Consider the following 23,822-nt stretch of genomic DNA (forward strand, 5'->3'; position numbering starts at 1 on the left):
GCGCGACGAACGGGCTACTTCTTGCCGCCGAGCAGGCCACCGAGGATCTCGCCGACCGCGTTGCCCTGGCTGCCGCCGAGCACGCTGCCCAGGATGCTGCCGAGCGGGTTGTTGCCTCCGCCGCTCGACGAGCCGCCAAGGATGCTGCCAAGAACGTCGCCGAGCCCACCACCGCCGGCGGACTGCTGTTGCGGCGCGGGCGCCGGTGTGGGCGCCGGGGCCTGGGTCCGCTGCGTGAGCTGCTTGCCAATGTAGGCCAGCACGATCGGCGCGAGGATCGGCAGCAGCTTCTTGAGCAGATCGCTATTGCCGACGCCGCCACCGGAAAGCGCCGATGCGACCTGGTTGGTGTCGTTGCCGCCGAAGATTCGCGCGACCGCCTGCCGGCCTTCGTTCTCGTCGACCTGGTCCACGCTGACCCCGCCGTCCAGCAGGCCGCTCGCGGCGTGATTGTTGGCAACCGACTCGATCTTCGAAGCGTGGTCGGGATCCTGGGCGTTCTGCTGCAGCCCGCCTACGAGCACCGGCACCAGCGTCTTGATGGCGTTGTCGACCTCGCCGGCGTCCGCGCCGAGCTTGTTCGCGATTTCCTGGGTCGGAATTTCGGCAAAGAGTTCGTCGAGATTGGCCATGACTGCTCCACCTTCGTTGCTGGGATTCGAGACCATCGATGATGACGATAATCGAGTTCGAACCCGGTGTATCCGGTTCGATCACAACGAGATTCTTCTAGCTCGAACGCTCTTGCAGCCGCCTCGTACCCATCGACACGTCGGCGGCCGGTAGCCGTTCCGACAGCACGTCGCCCATCGCCGCGGCCGGAGTGAGCACGCCACGCAGATCGGACAGCCGCTCGCGGTCGAGCGCGAGAGCCAGCGCGCTCTCCCCCAGCAGCACCGACGTCGCCTTGTACCCCGGATCGCCTCGCTGCGCCATCGTGGCGACGTAGCGCGCCCCGGTGGTCGTGGTGGTGTATGTCTCGACTTTGTAGTAGCCGCGCTCGCGGGTGTTTTCGCTGGGCCCGCTGCCAGGAGCCGGCGCGGCCCTTTCCACGAGCTGGCGCGGCAAATACTTCAGGAATCGGTTCCCAAGCCCGAAAAACGCCGTCAAGCCGCCCGTAGCCATAGCCGCGCCGACCGGCGCGACAAACGACGAGCCGAGACTCATCGTCTCCGTATAGCGGAACTTCCTGCCGTAGGCCCACTCTTGTAATGCGTTGCTGCGCCGGACAATACGAGTGTTGTGCGGCGCCAGTAAGAATCCGCCCGTCCAGATGCCAGTCAGCTCAGGGGCAATCTCGCTGCCACGGCGCAGGGTCAGGTCACGCTGAGAGCCCAACTCCGGTTCGGCGACACGGTCTGGGCTCAGGGTGTATGGGTCGCCCACCACACGTCGTACCTCCGGGTCGCTCGACGCGGCGCGCATCATCTCCATGCCGGACGCGATCGTGCCGCCGGACAACGCGCCGGCGAAGCCACGCACCACTAAGGTGGTGTCGGTAAGTTCGCCGGCGCCATCGTCTTTCGCGTGGCGGTGGAGTTGATAAACAGTCAGATCCGAGGGGATGGAGTCGAACCCGCACGAGTGCACGATTCGCGCGCCGCTAGCGACGGCCTGTTTGTGGTACAGATCAATGCTGTTGCGGACGAACATCGGCTCACCGGTGAGGTCCGCATAGTCGGTGCCGGCCGTCGCGCAGGCCTCGACCAGCGGCAGCCCGTAGCGCGTGTAGGGCCCGACCGTCGTCACCACCACCTGGCCCCGCTGGGCCATCGCATTGAGCGTCGACGGCTGCGATGCGTCGGCCACGATTACCGGCCAACCCTTCGCAGTGTCGGCAAGGCTGTCCCGGACCGCCCGGAGTCGCTCGGACGAGCGGCCCGCCAAGGCGATACGGGCCTCTCCGCCGGCGCGGGCCAGGTATTCCGCGGTGAGCTTGCCGACGAAGCCGGTCGCGCCGTACAGGACGATGTCGAACTCACGCTGCGCGGCGTTCATGGCGGTCGACGCTACCCGAGCAGTTCGGGCAATTGGATGTCTTGGCCGAGTACGTGACGTGCGAGGAAACCGATCACCGCCTGATACCAGATCTTGGTGTGCTGCGGAGCGAGCACCCAGTGGTGCTCGGTAGGAAAATGCAAGAACCGGTGCGGACTGCCACCGTGCTCGTCCGCGGGTAGCGCCGAACGGGCCAGCAGTTCGTACCACAGCCGCAGTCCCTCGCCGATCGGCACGCGAAAGTCCTTGTTGCCGTGGATCACCAGCATCGGCGTGGCGATCCGGTCGACGAAGCGGTGCGGCGAGTTCGCCTCGGCCATCTCCGGCGTCATCTCGCGCCGCCAATAGTACGCGGTGTCGGTCGTCGACCCGAACTGATCCAGTGCCCACAGGCCGGCATGCGAGACGATTGCCCCAAACCGATCGGTGTGGCCCGCAATCCAATTGGCCATGTAACCGCCGAACGAACCGCCCATGGCCGCGGTACGGGCGGCGTCGATCCGCGGGTGTGCGACCGCCGCGTCGGTGGCGGCCATCAAGTCGTCGTATGGCGCTTTGCCCCAAGCACCCCAGCCGCGCTGGACGAAGTCTTGCCCGTATCCGGTGGACAGCGCGGGGTCGGGAAGCAGCACGGCGTAGCCCTGGGCGGCGAACAGCCACGGGTTCCACCGCCAGTGCCAGCTGTTCCAGCTACCCAGCGGTCCGCCGTGTATCCACAGCAGCAGCGGGGCAGGGTCAACGCGGTCGGGCAGCACCAGCCAGGACCGCACCGGCGGCCCATCGGCTGCGGCGGCCGTGATCTCGGTCAATTCGCCGGGCAGAGCTGGCAATTCGATGCATCTCAGCACGGTGACGGCTCCGTCGGCGTCGATACGCACGGGGTGCGGCGGAGTTCGGTACGAGCTACGCAGCGCGTAGAGCACGCCGTCGGGCGCCGGTGTGACATCGGTGTATGCAAACTCGTCGTCGGTGAGTTGGGTGATCGTCGAAGTGCCCAGGTCGATCCGGAATATCGGTGTGCGCCCCGCCTGGTCGGCGGTGACGATCAACGCGGCGCCGTCGTGCGACCAGGCCACCGACGCGGGCCAGCGGTCCCAGCCCGGTGTGGCACACACCGCGTCGTGGCCGAACGCCAGCCGGCACAGGGTGATTCGCGGTGACTGTTGTGGTGTCGAGACGGTTTCGCGGGTGAACGCGACGGCGGAACCGTCCGGTGCGATTGCCGGATGCTCCAAGTCCGCACCGGGATCGCCGGCGATCACGTAACGCTCACCTGTCTCGAGATCGATGCGGAGTAGCACCGAGCGCACCGATGCACCCGGTGCGGGCGCCCGCCAGGTGGTCACGACGAACTGTCCGTCGGGGCTGATGTCGTAATGGGCCTCCCGCAATGCATCTCCGGGCTGCGGGGTGAGGTCGCTTCTGACGTTAGCCTCGACCAGATGGGGCTGATCGGGTCCGAGCTCGGAGTCCCAGAACCGTACCGGGTAGCCGGTGTGCAAAATCGCTGTCACCTCGTTGTCCTTGCGCAGCCGCCGCAATCGCCGGTCGTCGTCGATGCTCTCGGCCGAGGGCAGGATTGGCGTGGCGACCACGGCGGTACCGGCGTCCCTGGCGGTGCGCACCGCGGTGATGCCGCCGGGCGTGTTCAGTACTTCGACCGCCTCTCCGCCGTCGGCGGGTAGCCGCCACAGCGCGGCGGGTGGTTTGTCGTCGTCGGGTCTCGGTCGCGACGCGATGAACAGCACGTCCCCGTCCGCGGTGAACGACGGCGAGGATTCACCCCTGGCGCCGCGGGTGAGGCGGCGCGCGGGCCGTCGGCCTTGCGGGTCGACTTCCCAGATCGCAGCGACGAATTCCGTACGTTTTTCGTTCAATTCGGCGATCGTCGTCACCATCCGTGATCCGTCAGCCGACATGGCCAGGCCGGACACCCGCGGCAGTGCGAGATAGTCGTCGAGCTCACCGAACGGCGTTGCGTCCATTCCCCGTTGGTAGCACAGTCGACCCATGGCGCGGGGCATCGTCGTGGTGGGGGCCGGGATCGCCGGGCTGGCGACCGCGGTTGCGCTGCAGCGTCGCGGTCACGACGTCACGGTGCTCGAGGAGCGCACCGACACGTCGTCGGGTGCGGGCATCACCATCTGGCCCAACGCCCTGGCCGCACTTGATCAGATCGGGCTGGGCGACGCCGTGCGTGCGGCGGGGGGCCGTGTTACGGCGGGAGCGCTGCGCTGGCGCGACGGCACGTGGTTGCGCCGGCCGCAGCGCGACCGCATCGTCAGCGCGCTGGGGGAACCGTTGGTGGTGATACGGCGCTGCACGCTGACCGAGATATTGTCCAGCGGACTGGCCGCAGACGGCATCCAGTACGGCATTGCGGTGCGGGATCTGACGGCCACCACCGACGGGGTCCGGTTGCGGCTCTCGGACGGCAGCACGCGCGCGGCCGCGGCGGTTGTCGGCGCCGACGGCGTCCGCTCTGTGGTGGCCCGGCACCTCAATGGACCGCTGCCCGTCCGGTATGCCGGCTACACCGCGTGGCGTGGCGTCGCCGACTGTGACATCGACCCGGATTTGGCCGGCGAGACGCTCGGCGCCGGCGTGGAGTTCGGACACGTGCCGATGGGAGCCGGCCGCACCTATTGGTTCGCCACCGAACGCACGCCCGAGGGATCCGCCGCAGCCGAAGGCGAGCTGGCATATCTCCAGCGGAAGTATCTGAGCTGGGCGCAGCCGATGCCCGCGATCCTGACAACCACCGATCCGGCGGCCGTGCTGAGGAATGACCTCTATGACCGCGCCACCGCACGGCACTGGTCCAGCGCACGGATCGTGCTCGTTGGCGATGCCGCGCATCCGATGCGGCCGCATCTGGGTCAGGGTGGCTGCCAGGGGCTGGAAGACGCGGCGATACTCGCCGCGTTCGTCGGCGACGGCGATGACCTGCCGACCGCGTTTGCGAGTTTCGAGGCGTTCCGTCGTCACCGGATCCAGCCGCTGGTCCGCGAGTCGGCGCTGATCGGTCGCATCGTGAACCTGCGTCCGGCGTTTCTCGGCGCCGCCGCCAGCCGCGTCACAGTTCTCGTGCCCGAGGCGGTGCTCACCCGGCATCTGGCCGCCGTCGCTTCCTCGGCGGCCTTCACGATGCCGGCCGACCGCGACCCCGAGCCGGCGTGACCGCCGGACTCGCCTGGGCCGGGCTGCTCGTGCGGGGCTCTACAGGCCGAGCGGGCTCAGCACGGAAGAGCACAGGCGCTGCAGGTTCACCACGGGTAGCAGGCCGCCCGGTAGCAGTTGGCAGCTCGACGGGGCCGAGGTGCTCCACAGCGAAGGACCTCCGCCACTTGTGCCGCACCGTGGCCAGGCGCCCACCCCCTGTGTGTGCAGCACGTTCTCGGCGACCCGGATCTGCTCCTCACGCGTCGCGTTGGCCGGCGAGCCGACGCCGCCATTGGCGGCCCAGGTGGACTGCTTGAACTGCAGGCCGCCGTAACGGCCATTGCCAGTGTTGGTTGCCCAGTTGCCGCCGGATTCGCACTGTGCGATCGCGTCCCAGTCGACGCTGTCCGCCTTCGCCGTGGCGGTCGATAGCGCCATCGGGACGGCAATGAGCGCAACAGTGAACGCGGCCATGCCAAGAGGCGCGCGCATGCTCCTCACTTCGATCCTTTCGCCGAGCGCGTCGCCGACGCGCCAAAACAAAGGCCGCGAGTGAGGAGGCGCCTTCCCAGGGTGCGGTCGTGGTGTAGATCGTGTTATTTGAGGCAGCCGTTACAGCCGCGTTCAGAGTTATCTGAGATAGCAGATGTGTTTGATGGAACTGGTGAGGTCTAGCAGGTCGACGGCGCCGGGCAAAGCACGACGGCACCGGGCAAAGCACGACGGCGCCGGGCAAAGCACCCGACGCCGTCACACTCCCGTCGGACGCTGTGGTTAGCCGCGCCTGCCGCAAACCGGCCAGGCGCCCAGCCCCTGTGTGTACAGCACGTTCTCGGCCACCCGGATCTGCTCCTCACGCGACGCGTTCTCCGGCGTGCCGGCGCCGCCGTTGGCGCGCCACGTGCCCAACGTGAACTGCAGGCCGCCGTGGTAGCCGTTGCCGGTGCTGGTCGACCAGTTGCCGCCGGACTCGCATGCGGCGATGGCGTCCCAATTCACGCTGTCTGCGTGCGCGGTACTCGTGGACATCGCCAGGGGGGCGACGGCGAGCGCGCCGCCAACGCCGGCAAGCGTGAGCGCCCTGGTGAACGGCTTACGGATCTTCGTCACTTCATTCCTTTCGCCAAGCGCGCGCCGCACACCGCCCACATCCGGCTTTGACTGCCTTCCGTCGGCGGGTAGTTGATCGGATCGGGCCGTCTCGGTCAGGCCCGACGGGGAGGCACCACCGGCCTCACCGGGCCTCGCACCCGGCGGCCACCGAGGGCCGTTCGGCCCTCCGCAGCCCCAACTCACACGCAGGTTCCGCGATTTGAATTTGTTTGCCCATTGCGGGACGAAGGGGACCGTACAAACCAGTTCGCGGTAAGTCACATCGGCGACGCACAGATCGCAAGCAGGTAACGGAACGATCACGGCGAGGGAAACTTATGGTTCCCGCAGGTCACCACGTCAATTTGCGTTCGGTACGACACGCGGCTTCACGGAGCGCAGCGTGACTCAAATCACCCGGAATCTGTGACGTGGGCCACCCCAATCAGCATCGTCAAGATTGTTCGGCGACACCGACATTGGTCGCCAAGCTGCCCATGACCCTCGTAGGATGCTGCACAGCCGGTTAATTCGTGGTCAATACACCTAAACTGATTGTGCCACAGCCTGTTTCAGACACGTTGGCTCGCATGTGAGCACAATTCGGCGGTAGTCACCTGCGGAACTCAAATCGCCTTCAGCGCAACGGATTATGGAGATAACGTGCACCGTGGGACGTACCCTCGCCTCAACGGACACGGCGCTAGGTTAACTCGATGCTCGCCGAAAGTTATTATGAAGGCCCCACTTTGGCGGCCGAGCATCCAAATTGCGATCTTGGTCGGACGGACGGGGTTCCCGCCCACCGTCGGTTCAATCGTCAATGGTTTTAAGGTGTTTCGGCAGAGACACCTCGCCACAAGTAGCGATAAGATAACGATGCGCGTGATAAGCCACAACAGCTATTAGCCTGACGGACATCAAATAATGTTGCTAAGAGAATTTGCTGATTTATTTGGGGCTAGGAGCTGATGGCGCTCAGGTCGGTGGCGCTGTTGACGTTGGTCAGCGGTATGGAGCGGTCGGTCACGATGCGCTGCGCGTCGACGACATTGACCAACGCGGCCATGCTGCGTTCGCCGTCGGCAACGAGCGCGTCGATGCGCTCTGCCAGCGTCGTACGATACAGCGCGGCCAGGTAGTGGTCTCGCCCGTCCCAGGGCAGCACCACGTCGGCGGCCAGGTTCCGCGAGCAGCCCAGCAACATGTCGAGGTATTCAGTGTCCAGGAACGGCATGTCGGTGGCGCAGACAAACGCCCATTCGGCGCCGACCTGTCGGGCGGCGCGCAAGCCAATCCCCGTCGCGGCCAGTGGTCCGACGCCGCGCACCTCGTCACGCAGGATCTTGGCCTGGACCGCCGGTAACCGCTGGCCCGGCGCGGCGACGACGAAAACGGGATCGAAGCGGTGCTTCACGACCCCGACCACGTATTCGACGAGTGTCGCGCCGCGGTACGGCAGAGTGGCCTTGTCGCGGCCCATGCGGCGCGACGCTCCACCCGCCAGCACCACCCCGGCGAGCGGAGCGGCGGCGGTCACGTCAGTTGACCGTCCATGTGTCGCGGCCGCTCAGCAGCTGCTGCAGCGCCGCGCTGTCGTGTGCCTTCGCCTCGACGGCGCCGTGGACCTGGGCCCGCGCCGCATCGTCGTACGTCGGTCTGGTGATGTTGCGGAAGATACCCATCACGGAGTGCTCGAGATTCTGCTCCGACAGCCGCGAGAGTGCGAATGCGTAGGCCGAGTCCTCGAGGGTGGCGTCGTGCACGACGATCTCGCCGACCGAAACGTCCGCCGTCTTGGCCACCTCGAGCCCGAACCCGGACGGCACCACGCAGTACTCGCCGTTGTTGCCGAAGGTGATCGGTTGGCCCTGGGCGACGTTGATCACGCGCTCCTCCGCGCCGTCCTTGCGCAGCAAGTCGAACGATCCGTCGTTGAAAATGGGGCAATCCTGCAGGATTTCCACGAGCGCCGAGCCGCGGTGGGCGGCGGCGGCGCGCAGCACCTCGGACAACCCCTTGCGGTCGGAGTCCAACGCACGGGCCACGAACGTCGCCTCCGCGCCCAGTGCAAGCGAGACCGGGTTGAACGGATAGTCCAGTGAACCCATCGGCGTCGACTTGGTGATCTTGCCGACCTCGGACGTCGGCGAGTACTGGCCCTTGGTAAGGCCGTAGATCCGGTTGTTGAACAGCAGAATGGTCATGTTGACGTTGCGGCGCAGCGCGTGGATCAGGTGATTGCCGCCGATCGAGAGGGCGTCGCCGTCACCCGTCACGACCCAGACCGACAGGTCCTCCCGCGCCACGGCAAGCCCGGTAGCGATGGCCGGCGCGCGACCGTGAATGGAGTGCAGGCCGTAGGTCTCCAAGTAGTAGGGGAAGCGGCTCGAGCATCCGATGCCGCTGACGAACACGATGTTCTCGCGGCGCAACCCCAACTCGGGCAGGAAGTTGCGGATCGTGTTGAGGATGACGTAGTCGCCGCAGCCGGGGCACCAGCGGACCTCCTGGTCGCTGGTGAAGTCCTTGGCCTTCTGCGGCTGGTCGGTGGCGGGCACACCGCTGGTAGCGGTCAGGCCCAGATCCGTACCTATCGCGTCAGTCATGCACTAGCTCCTATGGTGGCCGCCGCCAGCCTGGCGAACTTGGCCTTGTCACTTTCCTTCCCGGCAAGCGTCCCGTCCAGGGCGGCATCGATGATGCCCTCGACCTCGTCGGCCAGAAACGCCATCCCGGCCACCTTGGTCACCGATTGCACATCGACCAGATACTTCCCGCGCAGCAGTAGCGCCAACTGACCGAGGTTCATCTCCGGCAGCACGACCCTCTGGTAACCACGCAGCACGTCACCGAGGTTGGCCGGGAAGGGGTTCAGGTGACGTAGATGCGCCTGAGCCACCTTCAGGCCTTTGCGGCGCGCGCGCCGGCAGGCTTCGCCGATCGGACCGTAGCTGCTGCCCCAACCCAGCATCAGCAGGTCGGCGTCGCCGGTCGGGTCGTCGACCTCGAGGTCGGGAACCGTAATACCGTCGATCTTGGCTCGGCGCAACCGGACCATCAGGTCGTGGTTGGCCGGCTCGTAAGAGATGTTTCCGGAGCCGTTGGCCGCCTCCAGTCCACCGATGCGATGTTCGAGACCGGGCGTGCCGGGAACGGCGAATTGACGCGCCAGCGTCTCGGGATCCCGGGCATAGGGCTGGAAGGGCGTGTCGGGCTGGGCCAACGTGTGCTCGATCGGTTCGAACGTGCTGACATCCGGGATGCGCCACGGCTCGGAGCCGTTGGCGATTGCTCCGTCGGACAGCAGCAGCACCGGTGTGTGATAGGTCAGCGCGATACGCACCGCCTCCAGGGCGGCCCGGAAGCAGTCCGACGGCGACCGCGGGGCCAGCACCGCGACCGGCGATTCGCCGTTGCGCCCATATAACGCCTGCAGCAGATCGGCCTGCTCGGTCTTGGTGGGCAGACCCGTGGACGGGCCACCGCGTTGCACGTCGATAACCAACAGCGGCAGCTCGGTCATCACGGCGAGGCCGATCGCCTCGGACTTCAGCGACAGGCCGGGGCCCGACGTACTCGTCACGCCGATCGCGCCGCCGTAGGACGCGCCCAGCGCCGCGCCGATGCCTGCGATCTCGTCTTCGGCCTGCAGCGTGATGACGTTGAAGTTCTTGTGCTTGGACAGCTCGTGCAGGATGTCGGACGCTGGCGTGATCGGGTAACTACCGAGCACGACCCGGATGCCCGCAAGCTGGCCGGCCGTGATGATGCCGTAGGCCAGCGCGGTGTTACCGGAGATCTGCCGGTACTCGCCCGGTTGCAGCTTGGCCGGAGGTACCTCATAGGTGGTGCCGAACGCCTCGGTGGTCTCGCCGTAGTTCCAGCCGGCGCGCAGCGCCAGCACGTTGGCCTGGGCGACGTCGGGCTTACGGCCGAATTTCTCCCTGATGAACGCCTCGCTGTGCTCGAGCTCGCGGCCGTACATCCACGAGAGCAGCCCGAGCGCGAACATATTCTTGGCGCGCTGGCCGTCCTTCTTAGAGGCGCCGATCGACTCGACCGCGCCAAGCGTCAGCGACGTCATCGGTACGGATTGCACGACATAGTCCGACAGGCCGTCGGATTCCAGCGGGTTGGACTCGTAACCGACCTTGGCGAGGTTGCGCTTGGTGAACTCGTCGGAGTTGGCAATGATCAATCCGCCGCGGGGCAGGTCGGCGACGTTGGCCTTCAGCGCGGCCGGATTCATCGCGACCAAGACGTCGGGGCGGTCGCCGGCGGTGAGAATGTCGTAATCGGCGATCTGAATCTGGAACGACGACACGCCGGGCAGCGTGCCCTGCGGGGCGCGAATCTCGGCGGGAAAGTTCGGTTGGGTGGCCAGGTCGTTGCCGAAAAGCGCTGCTTCAGACGTGAATCGGTCGCCGGTCAGCTGCATGCCGTCGCCGGAGTCGCCCGCGAATCGGATAACGACCTTTTCCAGTTTCTGGCGCCCCGGCGCCGAGCCTGCGGAGCCGCCGCCTACCTCAGTGTCTGAACTGTCTAACTTGGCGCCGTTGCCGCTGAGGCCCACGGACAACCCACCTTTCACCGCTGCTCGCTGGCGTGCCACCAATTTTCTGTCACTGTCAGTACCATTATTGCACTTTCCTTAGGTATCCTTCGCCGCCCTCGCGTATAGCTCCACACTCAGGGTGCACCAAAATAGGGAGGTCACCGAGCGTGACACGCGCCCCGCACGCTGGAACTGTGGTTTTCGTCACTGTTGTGTCGTGCGAATTCTAAGGACGCTTGCTAGCTCAGCTAGCACTTCTCAGCCGAGCTGGCTCGTTGCGGGGCGGGCACTAGCCGGGCATGTGCAACGGCGTCACCACCTGAACCGGCGACGGTCGAAGCGGCTCCGCAGGCAACACGGCGGCGGCACGCGCCGGTCCAGCAGATCGGGCAGTGAAATCGCCGGGGCCGCCGATCTCCTGGGGTGTGCGAGGCGCTCGGGCGAGGTCAGGCCAGCGTGTAGTTCACGCACGACATGTGCCGTGGCGCCGCCGCCGCTCGGCACCGCCGACGCGGCCCACCAGTGGCTGGCATCACCCTGGCTAGTTTGAAGCAGTTGAATTCGAAGGCGCGCAAATTCGGGTAGTGCATTACGCATGCCGTACGCATGTGTCGAACATATGCTCAATAACCATGGGTCGGGATTTGCCAATCCGGGCGGGGCCCATGAGCTTCGTGCCGCCAGCTATTGCTAGCGCCGTCGCGTCAGCAACGCCGCCGCCGGTGCTCGATCGGGTCGGTGGGACGTTTCGCCGCACACCGCACCGCCACGCCCGTCGGCGGCAGACACTCGTCAAACCGGCGACTGCCGAATCCGTCGACTACGCCGAAACCCACAGAAATTTCAAGATCTTGGGCGCAGCCGTGCCAGTCGGCGCCTTCCCCACCGCGATTACGCTCGACCCCGCCGGTACCCGCGCATACGTGGTGAATAGTGCCGATGCATCGGTGTCGGTTGTCAATACCGCAACCAGAACAGTCACGGCAACGATCCGCGTTGGCAGCGGCCCGTATGGCATAGCGATGGACCCGGATAGCACCCGTGGATATGTTGCTAACGCCGCCGATAATTCGGTCTCGGTGATCGACACGGCCAGCCGCGTCGTCACGGCCACGGTTCCGGTAGGAAACAACCCATTCGGGGTTGTCGTCAGCCCGGACGGCGCACGTGCGTACATCACTACTCAGTCCGACAACTCGGTTTCAGTGATCGACACCGCGCTCGGCGCCGTGTGCGACACCGTTGCGGTCGGCGCCGGCCCGACGGGTGTGGCGATCACCCCCGACGGCAAGTACATCTACGTCGTCAACAACGACGACGACTCCGTTTCGCTCATCGAGGCCACCACACATTCCGTGACCACGACGGTGCGGGTCGGCAAGAATCCGGGCCGCGTGGCCGTCGGCCCCGACGGAGATCGCGCGTACGTGACCAATGTTGGGAGCGGCTCGGTGTCGGTGATCGACCTGTTCACCGGAACGGTTGACGAGACCATCCTGGTTGGTGCTCACCCCATCGGTGTCGCGATCGGCAGCGATAACAGGTTCGCCTTCGTCACCGAGCTGGACACGTCGCGACAAGCGGGCTCGATCTCGGTGATCGATCTCGCAACGGCAGCCGTCACAACCATCTCCGCCGGTGCGCCGTACGACATCACGGTGGACCCGCGCACCGGCTGGGCCTATTTCACTGACTTCTCGTCGAACGCCGTCTCGGTGATCGCGCCGGACCGGCGGCGAACGGTCACCCAAGGCTGGCGTCCGAAGCAAACAGTGCGAACGGTCGACGTGGACAGGGCCGTCTGCGACGTCACGCTCGATGCGAACGCCGACCGCATTTACACCACCGACACCGACAACGAGTCGGTCACGGTGCAAGATGCGTCGGCCGAGCCGGTCAGCGTAGCGGTCGGCGCGTATCCGTCGGCTGTGGTGATCAGCCCCGACAGCACCCGCGCTTACGTCAGTAACTACCACGACGGGTCGATTTCGGTCATCGACACGGATCGCCGCAGCGGCACCTACCGCACAGTGATCGCCACCATCGATGTGGGTGCCGCATGGTGCACCGGCGTGGTGCCGGGTCTCGGTGGCACTCGCGCGTACGCGATCAACGAGAACGAGGCCTACATTTCGATAATCGACACCGACCCCCGCAGTCCGAGCTGCAACACCGTCATTACCCGGATCGACCTCACCGATTCGCCCGCGGACGTGCGGTTGACGCCGGATGGAACGCGGGTCTACGCGATCGGTCGCGGCAACAACGCCGTGACCGCGATCGAGATGGATACGAACGCGATCGCGACAATCCCGGTACGCGGTCGCCCGTACCGCGTGGCGGTCAGCCCCGACGGTCACCGCGTCTACGTCAACACCACTCACCACGGATCGCTGCATGTGATCGACGCGGACCCGCGCAGCGACGCGTACCACAACGTGATCGCAACCCTCAGGTTCGGTGATGAGCTGTCTCCCTTGGTGTTTAGCCCGGACAGCGCCCGTGCGTACGTCACGTCTACGAATCGCCATGCCGTGTCGATGATCGATACCGAAACCAGCGTGGTCACCACGATTAAGGTCGGCCGCCACCCCTGGGACGTCGCGGTCAGTCCGGACAGCAGTCGGGCCTACGCCGTCAACCTCCGTGACGACTCCGTCTCGGCGATCGAGACCGACAACGGCACCGTCACCGCCACGATCGCGGTCGGTGGTCAGCCCTGCCGCATCGCGGTCAGCCCCGACGGGTCACGTGCGTATGTCGCCAACACCCGCGACGACTCGGTTTCGGTAATCGACACCGCCGGCGGCACCGTCGCATCGACGATCGCGGTCGGCGCCGACCCGTTTGACCTGACCCTCAGTTCCGACGGATCACGGGTCTATGTGCACCACGGCGACGGCGTGTCGGTGATCTCGACCTGATACCCGGACGGCGCGTCGTTGGCGCGACACGCACGCTCGAGCGCAGGGCGATCTACCCTTGGCCGCCGCGCAGTTCGTGTGACAGCGCCTCGAGTTCGTCGCCGCCGGCCATCTCGGCGGTCAGATGCTCCAGCGTGATGTCGTCGTAGGTGCAGTCAAGCCGCTGCCTGCCGCGGTTCAGCAGCACGAAGTGGTTGCCCACCATGTGCGCGTGGTGCGGGTTGTGGGTGATGAACACCACGCCGAAACCGGCTTCCTTGGCCGCGGTGATGTACTTGAGCACAACCCCCGATTGCTTGACGCCCAGTGCGGCGGTCGGCTCGTCGAGGATCAACACGCGCGCTCCGAAGAACACGGCCCGCGCGATCGCGACGCACTGCCGCTGGCCGCCCGAGAGCGACTGGATCGGTACGTCGACGTCGGGGAGGTCGATGCCCATCTTCGACAGCTCCGACAGCGTGGTTGCCCGCATTGCATTGGCGTCCAACGAATACGGGAAGCTCTTCTTCCGAATCTCCTGACCCAGGAAGAAATTGCGCCACACGGGCATCAGCGGGACCACGGCCAGGTTCTGGTACACGGTCGCGATGCCCTTGGCCAGCGCCTCGGCCGGCGAGTTGAACCTCGTCGCCTCGCCGTCGACGAAGAACTCACCCTCTGTCGGCTGGTGCAGGCCGGCGATGATTTTGATCAGCGTGGACTTGCCCGCCCCATTGTCGCCGAGGATGCACGTCACCTCACCGGCGTGGCACCGCAGCGAAATATCCTTCAACGCAACAATATTGCCGTAAGTCTTGCCCACACTCTTCATCTCGACCAGCGGCACCTTGCCCCCGGACGGAGCTTCCTCCACGGGACGATCGACGGTTGCGGTCACGGGGTCACCTCTTCGCGGCGTAGGCACGGAAGGCGTTGTTGGCGATCACCGCGAACAGCAGCATCGCGCCGAGGAAAAACTTGAACCAGTCGGGGTTCCAGCCGGCATAGACGATTCCCTGATTCGTCATGCCGAAGATGAACGCACCGATCGCTGCGCCGATCGCGGTGCCGTAGCCGCCGGTGAGCAGGCAGCCGCCGATGACCGCGGCGATGATGTAGAGGAACTCGTTACCGACGCCCTGACCCGACTGCACGGTGTTGAACGCGAACAACAGGTGCATGCCGACGAACCAGGCGCAGACGCCGACGAACATGAACAGGCCAATCTTCACCTTGTTCACCGGCACACCGACAGCGCGGGCACTGTCCTGATCGCCGCCGACGGCAAAGATCCAGTTGCCGATGCGGGTCTTGAACAACACGTACGACGCAACGGCGGTAAACAACAGCCACCACAACACGGTGATTCGCACCTGCACACCGACGAACGTGAACGTCGACGAGAACACCGCCCGCGCGGAATCCCAGCCCTGCATGTCGGACACGCTCGGTGTGGCCACCTGGCCCGAAATCAGTTTGGTGACAGCGAGGTTGACGCCCGTGAGCATCAGGAACGTGCTCAGCGTGATCAGGAAGCTGGGGATTTTCGTCTTCATCACCAGATACCCGTTCAAGAACCCGATCGCCAGCGCCACGATCAGTGCCAGACCCGCACCGGTCCACAGATTCAGGTGCAAGTTGTAGGCAAGCATCGACGCGGCGAGCGAGCTGGTGGTCACCGCGACGCCGGCCGATAGGTCGAACTCGCCGCCGATCATCAACAGCGCCACGGCACACGCCATGATCCCGATCGTCGAGCTGGCGTACAGCACCGTGGCCAGCGCCTCTGGGCTGCGGAACGGCGGTGCCACGATCATGAAGAAGACGAAGATCGCGACAGCCCCGATCAGCGCACCCATCTCGGGGCGAATCAGCAGACGCTGCAGCTTGTTTCGTTCCTTGACTCGCTCGTCGCGGACGACTTCATGGGAGATCTCGACCTGAGTAGTCATTAGCGCGTTCCGTTCTTGGCGTAGTCGGCGACGGCGTTGATGTTCGACTTGTCTATGAAGGCCGGTCCGGTCAGCGTGGGCTGTCCGCCACCGATCACGTTGCCGTTGTTCAGGTACAGCCACAACGAGTCAACGGCGAGATAACCCTGCAGGAAAGGCTGCTGATCGACCGCCCACTGAACTTCGCCATTCTTGATGGACTGCACGAGCGCGGCGTTCGTGTCGAAGGTTTCCACCTTCGCCGAACTGCCGGCGTTCTTGACCGACTGCACGGCGGTCAGCGCGAATGGTGCGCCCAGCGCCAGAACGCTGTCGACGCCCGGATCCTGCTGCAGCTTCGCGGTGATCGTCGACTCGACCGAAGGCATGTCCTTGCCGTTGACGTTGAGGTTCTCCGTTTGCGCGAAGCTGCTCTTGACGCCCGCGCAGCGGGATTCCAGTCCGACGTGGCCCTGCTCCTGGATCACACACAGCGTCTTCTTGATGCCGTCCTTTGCCAGCCGGTCGCCGGCGGCCTGCCCGGCGATGAACTCGTCCTGGCCGAAGTACTCCTTCACGCCCATCGCCTGCCAGTCCTTCAGCCCGGAGTTGAAGGCCACGACCGGAATTCCCTTCGACTCGGCGGTTGCGACGGCGGCCCGCATCGCGTCGGGTTTAGCCAATGTGACCGCGATTCCCTTGACGCCGCTGTCGATGGCGGTCTGCACAAGGTTGGCTTGGTTGGGAGCCTCGGGGTCGTTCGAGTAGCGCAGTTCGATGTTGTCCTTCTTCGCGGCGGTCTGGGCACCCTTGCGGATCAGATCCCAGAACGAGTCGCCGGGCGCTTCATGCGTGATCATCGCGACCGTCATCCGTGGGGTGTCCGCGGTCCCCGCGCCCATCCCGCCGCCCGTTTCGCGGGGTTTGCCGCCCGTGCTCGAACACGCCGCGAGGCCGACGATGAGAATGCTTGCTCCGGCGATCGCGGCGAGTGGACGAAACCTCATCGTTACTCCTTGCCCTTCAGGGCCGACGACACCCGATAGGAATCGATGTAATACGGCTTACAGCTGAAAGTCAAGACTTTGTTCGGACATTAAGACTGCATGTCAAATGCTCGTCTGCATCGTTGCAGTGTGCACGCAGATGGTGTTCGGCGACCCGCCGATCCTCGAGCGCGTCCGGCGGATCGACGGGCGACAGCGTGGTGGCGCCGCAGAGGTTCTCGCGACGCGTTCACCGCGCGCCTTGCAACGCGGCGAGATTGGCAACCGACTTGCGCACATCCGCCTCGATGATCTTGGCCACTAACCGGCCGATGGGCCCGGCGAGAAGACCGCCCGACAGATCGGCAATCAGATGAAACGCCGAGCCCGGCCGGCAATCCGTGATGATCATTCTCAAGGCGATACGGATGCCGCCGCGGCCTCGCCCGGTCAACTCGATTAGGTGCGGTTCCTCGTACCGGGTGATCGTCCAGTGAATGACGTTGCGAAAACCCTTGACCTTGATGCAGGAGGACACGCAAGTGCCTTCGCCGATCGTCGTCGGCACCTCGCCTCGCCAGCCACCGAAAATCGTCATCCACTCGCCGAAGCGCTTGAGGTCCGACGCCAATGCCCACGCCTGGGAGGGCTCGATGTCCGAGCGCACCGTCACATTGACCGTTGCCATGCCGAGGGACGTACCCGGTGCCGTGGGCGCGATAACGGATGCGCGCCAGGCGTCGGCCACTACCGGTCGACGAGCGTGGTGTCGAAGTAGTAGCGGGACGCGCGATAGCAGTGCGTACCGTACTCGACGGCGCTGCCCGAGTCGTCGAACGCGGTGCGGTTCATGGTCAGCAGCGGCGCACCGGGCTTCTCTTCCAGCAGACGAGCCTCGGCCCTGGTCGCGCCGCGGGCGCCGATACGCTGGCGGGCCAGCCGGATGTGCACGCCGCGCCCGCGCAGTGACTGGTAGAGCCCGGTGTGCTCCAGCTCGGTTGGCTCCGGCGCGATCTCCACGGGCAGGTAGTTCATCATCAGCGCCAACGGCTCGCCGTTCGCGCGGCGCAACCGGTGGATCGCCACCACGTCGTGGTCGCCAGACACGTTCAGTTCCCGCGCCACCTCTTCATCTGGCCTTCCGACCTGGTAGTCCAGCAGCTGGGTGGTCGGCTCCTGGCCGGCCCGGACGAGGTCGTCGAACAGGCTGGTGAGTTCTACCCGCCGGTGCACGGAACTTTGCACCACCTGCGTGCCGACACCGCGCTTGCGCACCAGCAGACCCTTGTCGACGAGTTCCTGGATCGCCCGGCGGGTGGTCGGCCGCGACAGCGTGAGCCGCTTCGCCAGCGCCAGCTCGTTCTCGAAGCGATCGCCCGGCGACAGCTCCCCGTCGCGGATGGCCGCCTCGATCGCTTGTGCCAATTGGTAGTAGAGCGGCACAGGGCTTGACCTGTCGAGTTCAACCGACAGCGGCACGTCGTCTCCGATCTCGTACTCGGACCAGATAAGAGTAGCTGCATCGTAACATCGTCATGATTGAAAGTCCGAATGTCAGGACAAATGGTTGACACGATCGGGTGACACAGTGCACAGTCGTAATCAATCACTCGCCACAATGCCCGGGAGCCGATTTGACCAGCACGCAGGCACTGGACGTCCTCGCCATCGGCCGCAGCGGTGTCGACATCTACCCGCTTCAGGTCGGCGTCGGCCTGGAAGACGTGACGTCGTTTGGCAAGTTCCTCGGCGGCACCGCGGCGAACGTGGCCGTTGCCGCCGCGCGGCTGGGCCGGCAGGTGGCGCTCATTTCCGGCGTCGGTGACGACCCGTTCGGCCGTTTCGTGTCGCGCGAGCTGGCGCGGCTCGGCGTCGACAACTCTCGTCTGGTGACCGATACCGAGAACTCGACGCCCGTCACGTTCTGCGAGATCTTCCCGCCGGACAACTTCCCCCTGTACTTCTACCGCAAGCCGACGGCGCCCGACCTGCAGGTGCGTGCCGAGGATATCGATATGCGTGCGGTTCACGACGCGCGGCTGTACTGGTCCACCGTCACCGGGTTGTCCGAAGAGCCAAGCCGCAGCACGCATCTTGCGGCGTTCCAGGCGCGCGCACGCAAGCCGTTCACCGTACTGGACTTGGACTGGCGGCCGATGTTCTGGGCATCCCCCGCCGCGGCCGGCGAACACATTCGCCGCGCGCTCGGGCACGTCACCGTCGCGGTCGGCAACCGGGAGGAGTGCGCGGTCGCGGTCGGCGAGTCCGATCCGGGTCGCGCCGCCGACGCGCTGCTAGACCTCGGCGTCGAGCTGGCGATCGTCAAGCAGGGCCCCAAGGGTGTCCTCGGTCGCACCCGCAACGAAAGTGTCACCGTCGCACCGGTTCCGGTGAAGGTGGTCAACGGCCTCGGCGCGGGCGACAGCTTCGGCGGCAGTCTGTGCCACGGTCTCCTCGGTGGCTGGCCACTCGAGAAGACGTTGCGCTACGCCAACGCTGCCGGCGCGATCGTCGCGGCTCGGCTGGAGTGCTCGACGGCGATGCCAACCGCTTCCGAGGTGGCCGATCTCGCCGAATCTGCCACGGAGGCGGCCAATGCCTGACCGCGGCTTCGCCACCACCTACGCCGAACTGACCGATCTCCGCATGGCGGATCCGGCCGCCATCGCGCGGGCCTGGGCCGCCCGTCGCACCCGGCCGACCGTGTGCGGCGACGGCCGGCTGATGATCGTCGCCGCCGACCACCCGGCGCGCGGCGCGCTGTCGGTCGGCGACCGCCCGACCGCGATGAACAGCCGCACCGACCTGCTCGACCGGCTGCGCACCGCGCTGGCCAATCCGGGCGTCGACGGCGTGCTGGCCACCAGCGACATCCTGGAAGACCTGTTGCTGCTCGGCGCGCTGCAGGACAAGGTCGTCATCTCGTCGATGAACCGCGGCGGCCTGGCAGGCGCCAGCTTCGAACTCGACGACCGGATGACCGGCACCACCGCGGCCGCCAGCGCGCGAGCCCGCATGAACGGCGCGAAGATGCTGTGCCGCATTGATCCGCAGGACCCGGGCACCCTGTCGATGCTCACCGAATGTGCCCGCGCCGTCGACGAACTGGCCGAGCACGGGCTGATGGCGATGCTCGAGCCGTTCATGTCGAACCGGGTCGACGGTAAGGTGCGAAATGACCTGAGCCCAGACGCGGTGATCAAGTCCATCCACATCGCGCAGGGTCTCGGCTCGACGTCGGCGTATACCTGGATGAAACTGCCCGTGGTCGACGAGATGGAGCGCGTCATGGATGCGACGACGCTGCCGACGCTGCTGCTCGGCGGTGACCCTACCGACGCCGACGCAACGTTCGCCAGCTGGGCCAAGGCGCTGACGCTCCCGTCGGTTCGTGGACTGGTCGTCGGTCGGACCTTGTTGTACCCCGCTGACGACAACGTCTCCGCCGCGGTCGACACCGCGGTGTCTTTGGTGCGCTGAGGGATTCAAACGTGAACGGCAAGCTGTACGTGCCCGCGGAGTCGAGCGGAACCCACCCGTTCACGGTGTCGATCACGCCGGAGTCGGCGGGTTGGGCCGAATCCAGTCTGTGGGTGGTCGAACTGGGCCCGAGTGAATCGATCGATCGCCAGTCGGGTGATGACGAGATTCTTGTCGTGCCGCTTTCCGGCTCGGCCGACGTTTCGTGCGACGGCGACGAGTTCGATCTGGCGGGAAGGCAATCGGTGTTCCACGGACCGACGGACTTCGCCTACGTCGGCCGCGACAACGACTTCCGCATCTCCAGCGCAACCGGTGCTAGGGTCGCGTTGTGCGGCGCGCGGGCCGGCCGGCAGCTGCCGTTCCGCTACGGTGCCGCGGCCAACGTGGCGGTCGAACTGCGCGGTGCCGGCAACTGCAGTCGCGAGGTGCACAACTTCGCCACCGCCGACGTCTTCGAGGCCGACTCGATCATCGCGTGCGAGGTGATCACGCCAGCGGGCAACTGGTCGTCCTATCCGGCTCACAAGCACGACGAGAACACCGCGGTCGAGACACAGCTCGAGGAGATCTACTACTTCGAGATCCACGACGGGCCAACCGGCACACCGGGGTTCGGCTATCACCGGGTGTATGGCACGCCCGCACGCCCGATCGAGGTGCTCGAGGAAGTGCGGTCGGGGGACGTCGTTCTGGTACCGCACGGCTACCACGGCCCGTCGATCGCCGCACCGGGCCACCACATGTATTACCTCAACGTGATGGCGGGCTCCGGCCCGAAGCGGGCCTGGCTGATCAGTTTCGACCCGCATCAGGATTGGCTCCGCGATACCTGGGACCACCAACAGGTCGACCCGCGACTCCCGTTGCGAGCAGGAGACTAGCCATGGCAACAGAACCCACTGTCCGGCTCACCGTAGCGCAGGCGACCGTCAAATTCCTTGCCGCCCAGTACGTCGAGCGCGACCGCGAACGACACCGCTTCTTTGCCGGCTGCTTCGGCATCTTCGGCCATGGCAACGTGGCCGGCCTCGGGCAGGCGCTGTTGCAGGAAGAACTCGAGGACCCGACGACACTGCCCTACGTGCTGGGTCGTAACGAGCAGGCGATGGTCCACTCCGCGGTCGCGTATGCGCGGATGACGGACCGGCTGCGGACGTGGGCCGTCACCACGTCGATCGGGCCGGGCGCGACGAACATGGTGACCGGGGCCGCATTGGCCACCATCAACCGGCTCCCGGTGCTGCTGCTGCCGGCCGACACGTTTGCCACTCGGGTCAGCGCTCCCGTGCTGCAAGAACTCGAGCGGTCCGACGCGGGCGACGTCACGGTCAACGACGCGTTCCGGCCGGTATCGCGGTTCTTCGACCGAGTCTGGCGGCCCGAGCAGTTGCCGGCCGCGTTGATCGGAGCGATGCGGGTGCTCACCGATCCCGCCGATACCGGCGCCGTCACGATCGCGATGCCTCAGGATGTGCAGGCTGAGGCATTCGACTGGCCAGAATCGCTGTTCGCCGAACGTGCTTGGCACATTCGCCGACCGGTGCCCGAACGTGCGGAGGTCGAGCGCGCCGCGTCGATCGTCGCTTCGGCCAAACGGCCGCTGATTGTCGCCGGCGGCGGCGTGATCTACAGCGGCGCCACCGAAGCGCTCGACCGGTTCTGCACCCGCACCGGCATCCCCGTCGGGCAGAGCCAGGCCGGCAAGGGTTCGCTGCCGTATGACCATCCCAGGTCGCTCGGCGCAATCGGGTCGACGGGCACCACGGCCGCCAACGCGGTGGCCGCCGATGCCGATGTCGTGGTGGGGATCGGAACTCGGTACAGCGATTTCACGACCGCGTCGCGCAGCGCGTTCACGAACCCTGACGTGCGGTTCGTCAACATCAACGTTGCTCCCCTGGATTCGGTGAAGCACAGCGGGTTTTCGATCGTCGCGGACGCCCGCGAAACGATCGAGGCGCTCGACGCCGCGCTGCCCGATTACGCCGTCGCCACCGACATGCTTGACGAGGTCGCGCGGCTGAACGCGGAGTGGGACAACACCGTCGCCACGGCCTACCGCGTCGACGACGACAGCGTCGGCCTGAACCAGAACCAGGTCATCGGATTGGTCAACACGCTGTCCGACCCGCACGACGTCATGGTATGCGCGGCGGGCTCGATGCCCGGGGACCTGCATAAGCTGTGGCGCACCCGAGACCCCAAGGGCTATCACGTCGAGTATGGCTACTCCTGCATGGGCTACGAAGTTGCCGGCGGACTCGGCGCGAAGATGGCCTCGCCCGACCGCGACGTATTCGTGCTCGTGGGTGACGGTTCCTACTTGATGATGGCGACCGAGCTGGTCACCGCCGTGCAGGAAGGCATCAAGCTGATCGTCATCCTGGTGCAAAACCATGGGTTCGCCTCGATCGGATCCCTGTCGGAGTCGCTGGGCTCCCAGCGTTTTGGCACCGCATACCGCTATCGAGGGCCAGCCGGGCGGCTCGACGGCGACAAGCTGCCGGTCGACCTGGCGGCCAACGCGGCCAGCCTGGGCGCCGAAGTGATCCGGGTCGCCACTGCGGCGGATTTCACCGACGCGCTCAAGGTCGCAAAGGCCAACGAGAACACCACGGTGATCCATGTTGAAACGGATCCGCTGATCAGCGCTCCGTCCAGCGAATCGTGGTGGGACGTACCGGTTTCCGAGGTGTCGCAACTCGAATCCACCCGTGCGGCGCGAGAGATCTACGAAAGGCACAAAGCCAACCAGCGCAGCCACCTGCGTCCCACCTGGTCAGGAGGCAACTCATGAGCACCGCCATTCACGTCGGCACCGCACCCGACTCCTGGGGAGTGTGGTTCCCCGACGACCCGCAGCAGACGCCCTACACCCGGTTCCTTGATGAGGTAGCCGCCGCCGGCTACACGTGGATCGAGTTGGGGCCGTATGGCTATCTGCCGACCGACTCCGAGCGGTTGCGCGACGAATTGGAGTCGCGGGGGTTGCGACTCTCCGCGGGCACGGTGTTCGAACGGCTGCATCAGCATGACTCGTGGACCACGACATGGGAGGAGATCAAGGACGTTGTCGAGCTGACCGCGGCCGTAGGCGGCACCCACGTCGTCGTGATCCCGCAGATGTGGCGTGACGCCGTAACCGGCCGGATGCTGGAACCGCGGCGTCTCACCGACGAGCAGTGGCGGCGCAAGACCGACGGCATGAACCACATCGGTCGAAAGATGTACGAGGAGTATGGTATTCGCGCCCAGTACCACCCACACGCCGACAGCCACGTCGACACCGAGGAACACATCTCCCGGTTCCTGGACTACACGCGCTCCAAGCACGTCAGCCTCTGTTTGGACACCGGACACATCTCCTATTGCGGCGGTGACAACCTCAAAATCATCGCGAAATACCCCGACCGGATCGGCTACCTGCATCTCAAGCAGGTCGACCCGTACGTGCGACCGAAGGTGGCGGCCGAGGACCTGCCGTTCGGTGAAGCGGTGCGGCAGGGCGTGATGACCGAGCCGCCACGAGGCATCCCCGACTTGCCGCCGGTGCTGCGGGCCATCGAACGCCTCGGCATCGAGCTGTTCGCGATCGTCGAACAGGACATGTATCCGTGCCCGCCCGATACGCCGCTGCCGATCGCACGGCGTACCCGCAAGTATCTGGGCGGCTGCGGCGCCCGCAACGTCCGATTCGTTTGACAGGAAC

Annotated in this window: 19 protein-coding genes and 1 pseudogene; 7 read left to right on the top strand and 13 right to left on the bottom strand. The window is 65.9% G+C overall.

What is annotated here, in order from left to right; all coding sequences use genetic code 11:
* Window positions 1–14: 14 nt before the first annotated feature.
* The 3 genes from VE759_RS12970 to VE759_RS12980 form a co-directional block, all read right to left on the bottom strand.
* Entirely contained in the window at window positions 15–632 is a 618-nt protein-coding gene (locus VE759_RS12970) for a DUF937 domain-containing protein (protein WP_324932773.1), read from the bottom strand.
* Between the two features lie 97 nt (window positions 633–729).
* Window positions 730–1,998, bottom strand: a complete 1,269-nt coding sequence (locus VE759_RS12975) for a trans-acting enoyl reductase family protein (RefSeq protein ID WP_324932776.1) — start codon at window positions 1,996–1,998, stop codon at window positions 730–732.
* A gap of 11 nt (window positions 1,999–2,009) precedes the next feature.
* Entirely contained in the window at window positions 2,010–3,983 is a 1,974-nt protein-coding gene (locus VE759_RS12980; RefSeq protein ID WP_324932779.1) for a S9 family peptidase, read from the bottom strand.
* A gap of 25 nt (window positions 3,984–4,008) precedes the next feature.
* Between VE759_RS12980 and VE759_RS12985 the strand changes: the two genes are divergently transcribed.
* A complete protein-coding gene (locus tag VE759_RS12985; protein ID WP_324932783.1) occupies window positions 4,009–5,178 on the top strand; it encodes an FAD-dependent oxidoreductase in 1,170 nt (389 codons plus the stop codon).
* Between the two features lie 39 nt (window positions 5,179–5,217).
* On the opposite strand, the gene VE759_RS12990 is transcribed toward VE759_RS12985, so the two are convergent.
* From VE759_RS12990 to VE759_RS13010, 5 genes and pseudogenes are all read right to left on the bottom strand, one after another.
* Window positions 5,218–5,652 (bottom strand): transglycosylase family protein, encoded by a 435-nt coding sequence (locus VE759_RS12990; RefSeq protein ID WP_324932786.1) that lies wholly within the window; start codon window positions 5,650–5,652, stop codon window positions 5,218–5,220.
* A gap of 282 nt (window positions 5,653–5,934) precedes the next feature.
* Window positions 5,935–6,168: pseudogene (locus VE759_RS12995) on the bottom strand (transglycosylase family protein); the annotation flags it as partial.
* 1,045 nt (window positions 6,169–7,213) lie between these two features.
* Window positions 7,214–7,792, bottom strand: coding sequence for a molybdenum cofactor guanylyltransferase (gene mobA, locus VE759_RS13000; RefSeq protein WP_324932789.1), 579 nt, complete (start codon window positions 7,790–7,792; stop codon window positions 7,214–7,216).
* A 1-nt stretch (window position 7,793) separates the two neighbouring features.
* Window positions 7,794–8,861, bottom strand: a complete 1,068-nt coding sequence (locus VE759_RS13005) for a 2-oxoacid:ferredoxin oxidoreductase subunit beta (protein ID WP_324932792.1) — start codon at window positions 8,859–8,861, stop codon at window positions 7,794–7,796.
* Window positions 8,858–10,828 (bottom strand): 2-oxoacid:acceptor oxidoreductase subunit alpha, encoded by a 1,971-nt coding sequence (locus VE759_RS13010; RefSeq protein WP_414687903.1) that lies wholly within the window; start codon window positions 10,826–10,828, stop codon window positions 8,858–8,860. The genes VE759_RS13005 and VE759_RS13010 overlap by 4 nt, the downstream gene beginning before the upstream one ends.
* Window positions 10,829–11,475: 647 nt before the next feature.
* On the opposite strand from VE759_RS13010, the gene VE759_RS13015 reads away from it, so the two are divergent.
* Window positions 11,476–13,734, top strand: a complete 2,259-nt coding sequence (locus tag VE759_RS13015) for a YncE family protein (RefSeq protein WP_324932795.1) — start codon at window positions 11,476–11,478, stop codon at window positions 13,732–13,734.
* Window positions 13,735–13,786: 52 nt separating this feature from the next.
* Here the strand turns inward: VE759_RS13015 and VE759_RS13020 are convergent, their stop codons facing one another.
* From VE759_RS13020 to VE759_RS13040, 5 genes are all read right to left on the bottom strand, one after another.
* Entirely contained in the window at window positions 13,787–14,611 is an 825-nt protein-coding gene (locus VE759_RS13020; protein WP_324932798.1) for an ATP-binding cassette domain-containing protein, read from the bottom strand.
* A gap of 4 nt (window positions 14,612–14,615) precedes the next feature.
* A complete protein-coding gene (locus tag VE759_RS13025; RefSeq protein WP_324932801.1) occupies window positions 14,616–15,665 on the bottom strand; it encodes an ABC transporter permease in 1,050 nt (349 codons plus the stop codon).
* The gene (locus VE759_RS13030) at window positions 15,665–16,651 is read right to left on the bottom strand and encodes a substrate-binding domain-containing protein (RefSeq protein WP_324932803.1); all 987 of its coding nucleotides are present in this window, start codon (window positions 16,649–16,651) and stop codon (window positions 15,665–15,667) included. Before VE759_RS13030 ends, VE759_RS13025 begins: the two co-directional genes overlap by 1 nt.
* A gap of 229 nt (window positions 16,652–16,880) precedes the next feature.
* Entirely contained in the window at window positions 16,881–17,318 is a 438-nt protein-coding gene (locus VE759_RS13035) for a type II toxin-antitoxin system Rv0910 family toxin (RefSeq protein ID WP_324932874.1), read from the bottom strand.
* A gap of 59 nt (window positions 17,319–17,377) precedes the next feature.
* The gene (locus tag VE759_RS13040; protein WP_324932806.1) at window positions 17,378–18,109 is read right to left on the bottom strand and encodes a GntR family transcriptional regulator; all 732 of its coding nucleotides are present in this window, start codon (window positions 18,107–18,109) and stop codon (window positions 17,378–17,380) included.
* 155 nt (window positions 18,110–18,264) lie between these two features.
* On the opposite strand from VE759_RS13040, the gene iolC reads away from it, so the two are divergent.
* The 5 genes from iolC to VE759_RS13065 are packed head-to-tail and all read left to right on the top strand — an operon-like array spanning window position 18,265 to window position 23,815.
* Window positions 18,265–19,233, top strand: a complete 969-nt coding sequence (gene iolC / locus VE759_RS13045) for a 5-dehydro-2-deoxygluconokinase (RefSeq protein ID WP_324932809.1) — start codon at window positions 18,265–18,267, stop codon at window positions 19,231–19,233.
* Window positions 19,226–20,110, top strand: coding sequence for a Cgl0159 family (beta/alpha)8-fold protein (locus VE759_RS13050; protein WP_324932812.1), 885 nt, complete (start codon window positions 19,226–19,228; stop codon window positions 20,108–20,110). Before iolC ends, VE759_RS13050 begins: the two co-directional genes overlap by 8 nt.
* Window positions 20,111–20,121: 11 nt before the next feature.
* Entirely contained in the window at window positions 20,122–20,994 is an 873-nt protein-coding gene (gene iolB, locus VE759_RS13055; protein WP_324932815.1) for a 5-deoxy-glucuronate isomerase, read from the top strand.
* A gap of 2 nt (window positions 20,995–20,996) precedes the next feature.
* Entirely contained in the window at window positions 20,997–22,910 is a 1,914-nt protein-coding gene (iolD, locus tag VE759_RS13060; RefSeq protein ID WP_324932818.1) for a 3D-(3,5/4)-trihydroxycyclohexane-1,2-dione acylhydrolase (decyclizing), read from the top strand.
* Window positions 22,907–23,815 carry a sugar phosphate isomerase/epimerase gene (locus VE759_RS13065; protein ID WP_324932820.1) on the top strand — a complete coding sequence of 303 codons (909 nt, stop codon included), beginning with the start codon at window positions 22,907–22,909 and terminating at the stop codon, window positions 23,813–23,815. The genes iolD and VE759_RS13065 overlap by 4 nt, the downstream gene beginning before the upstream one ends.
* Window positions 23,816–23,822: the final 7 nt, after the last annotated feature.

The sequence above is a fragment of the Mycobacterium sp. genome (assembly GCF_035640695.1).
GTDB lineage: Bacteria > Actinomycetota > Actinomycetes > Mycobacteriales > Mycobacteriaceae > Mycobacterium.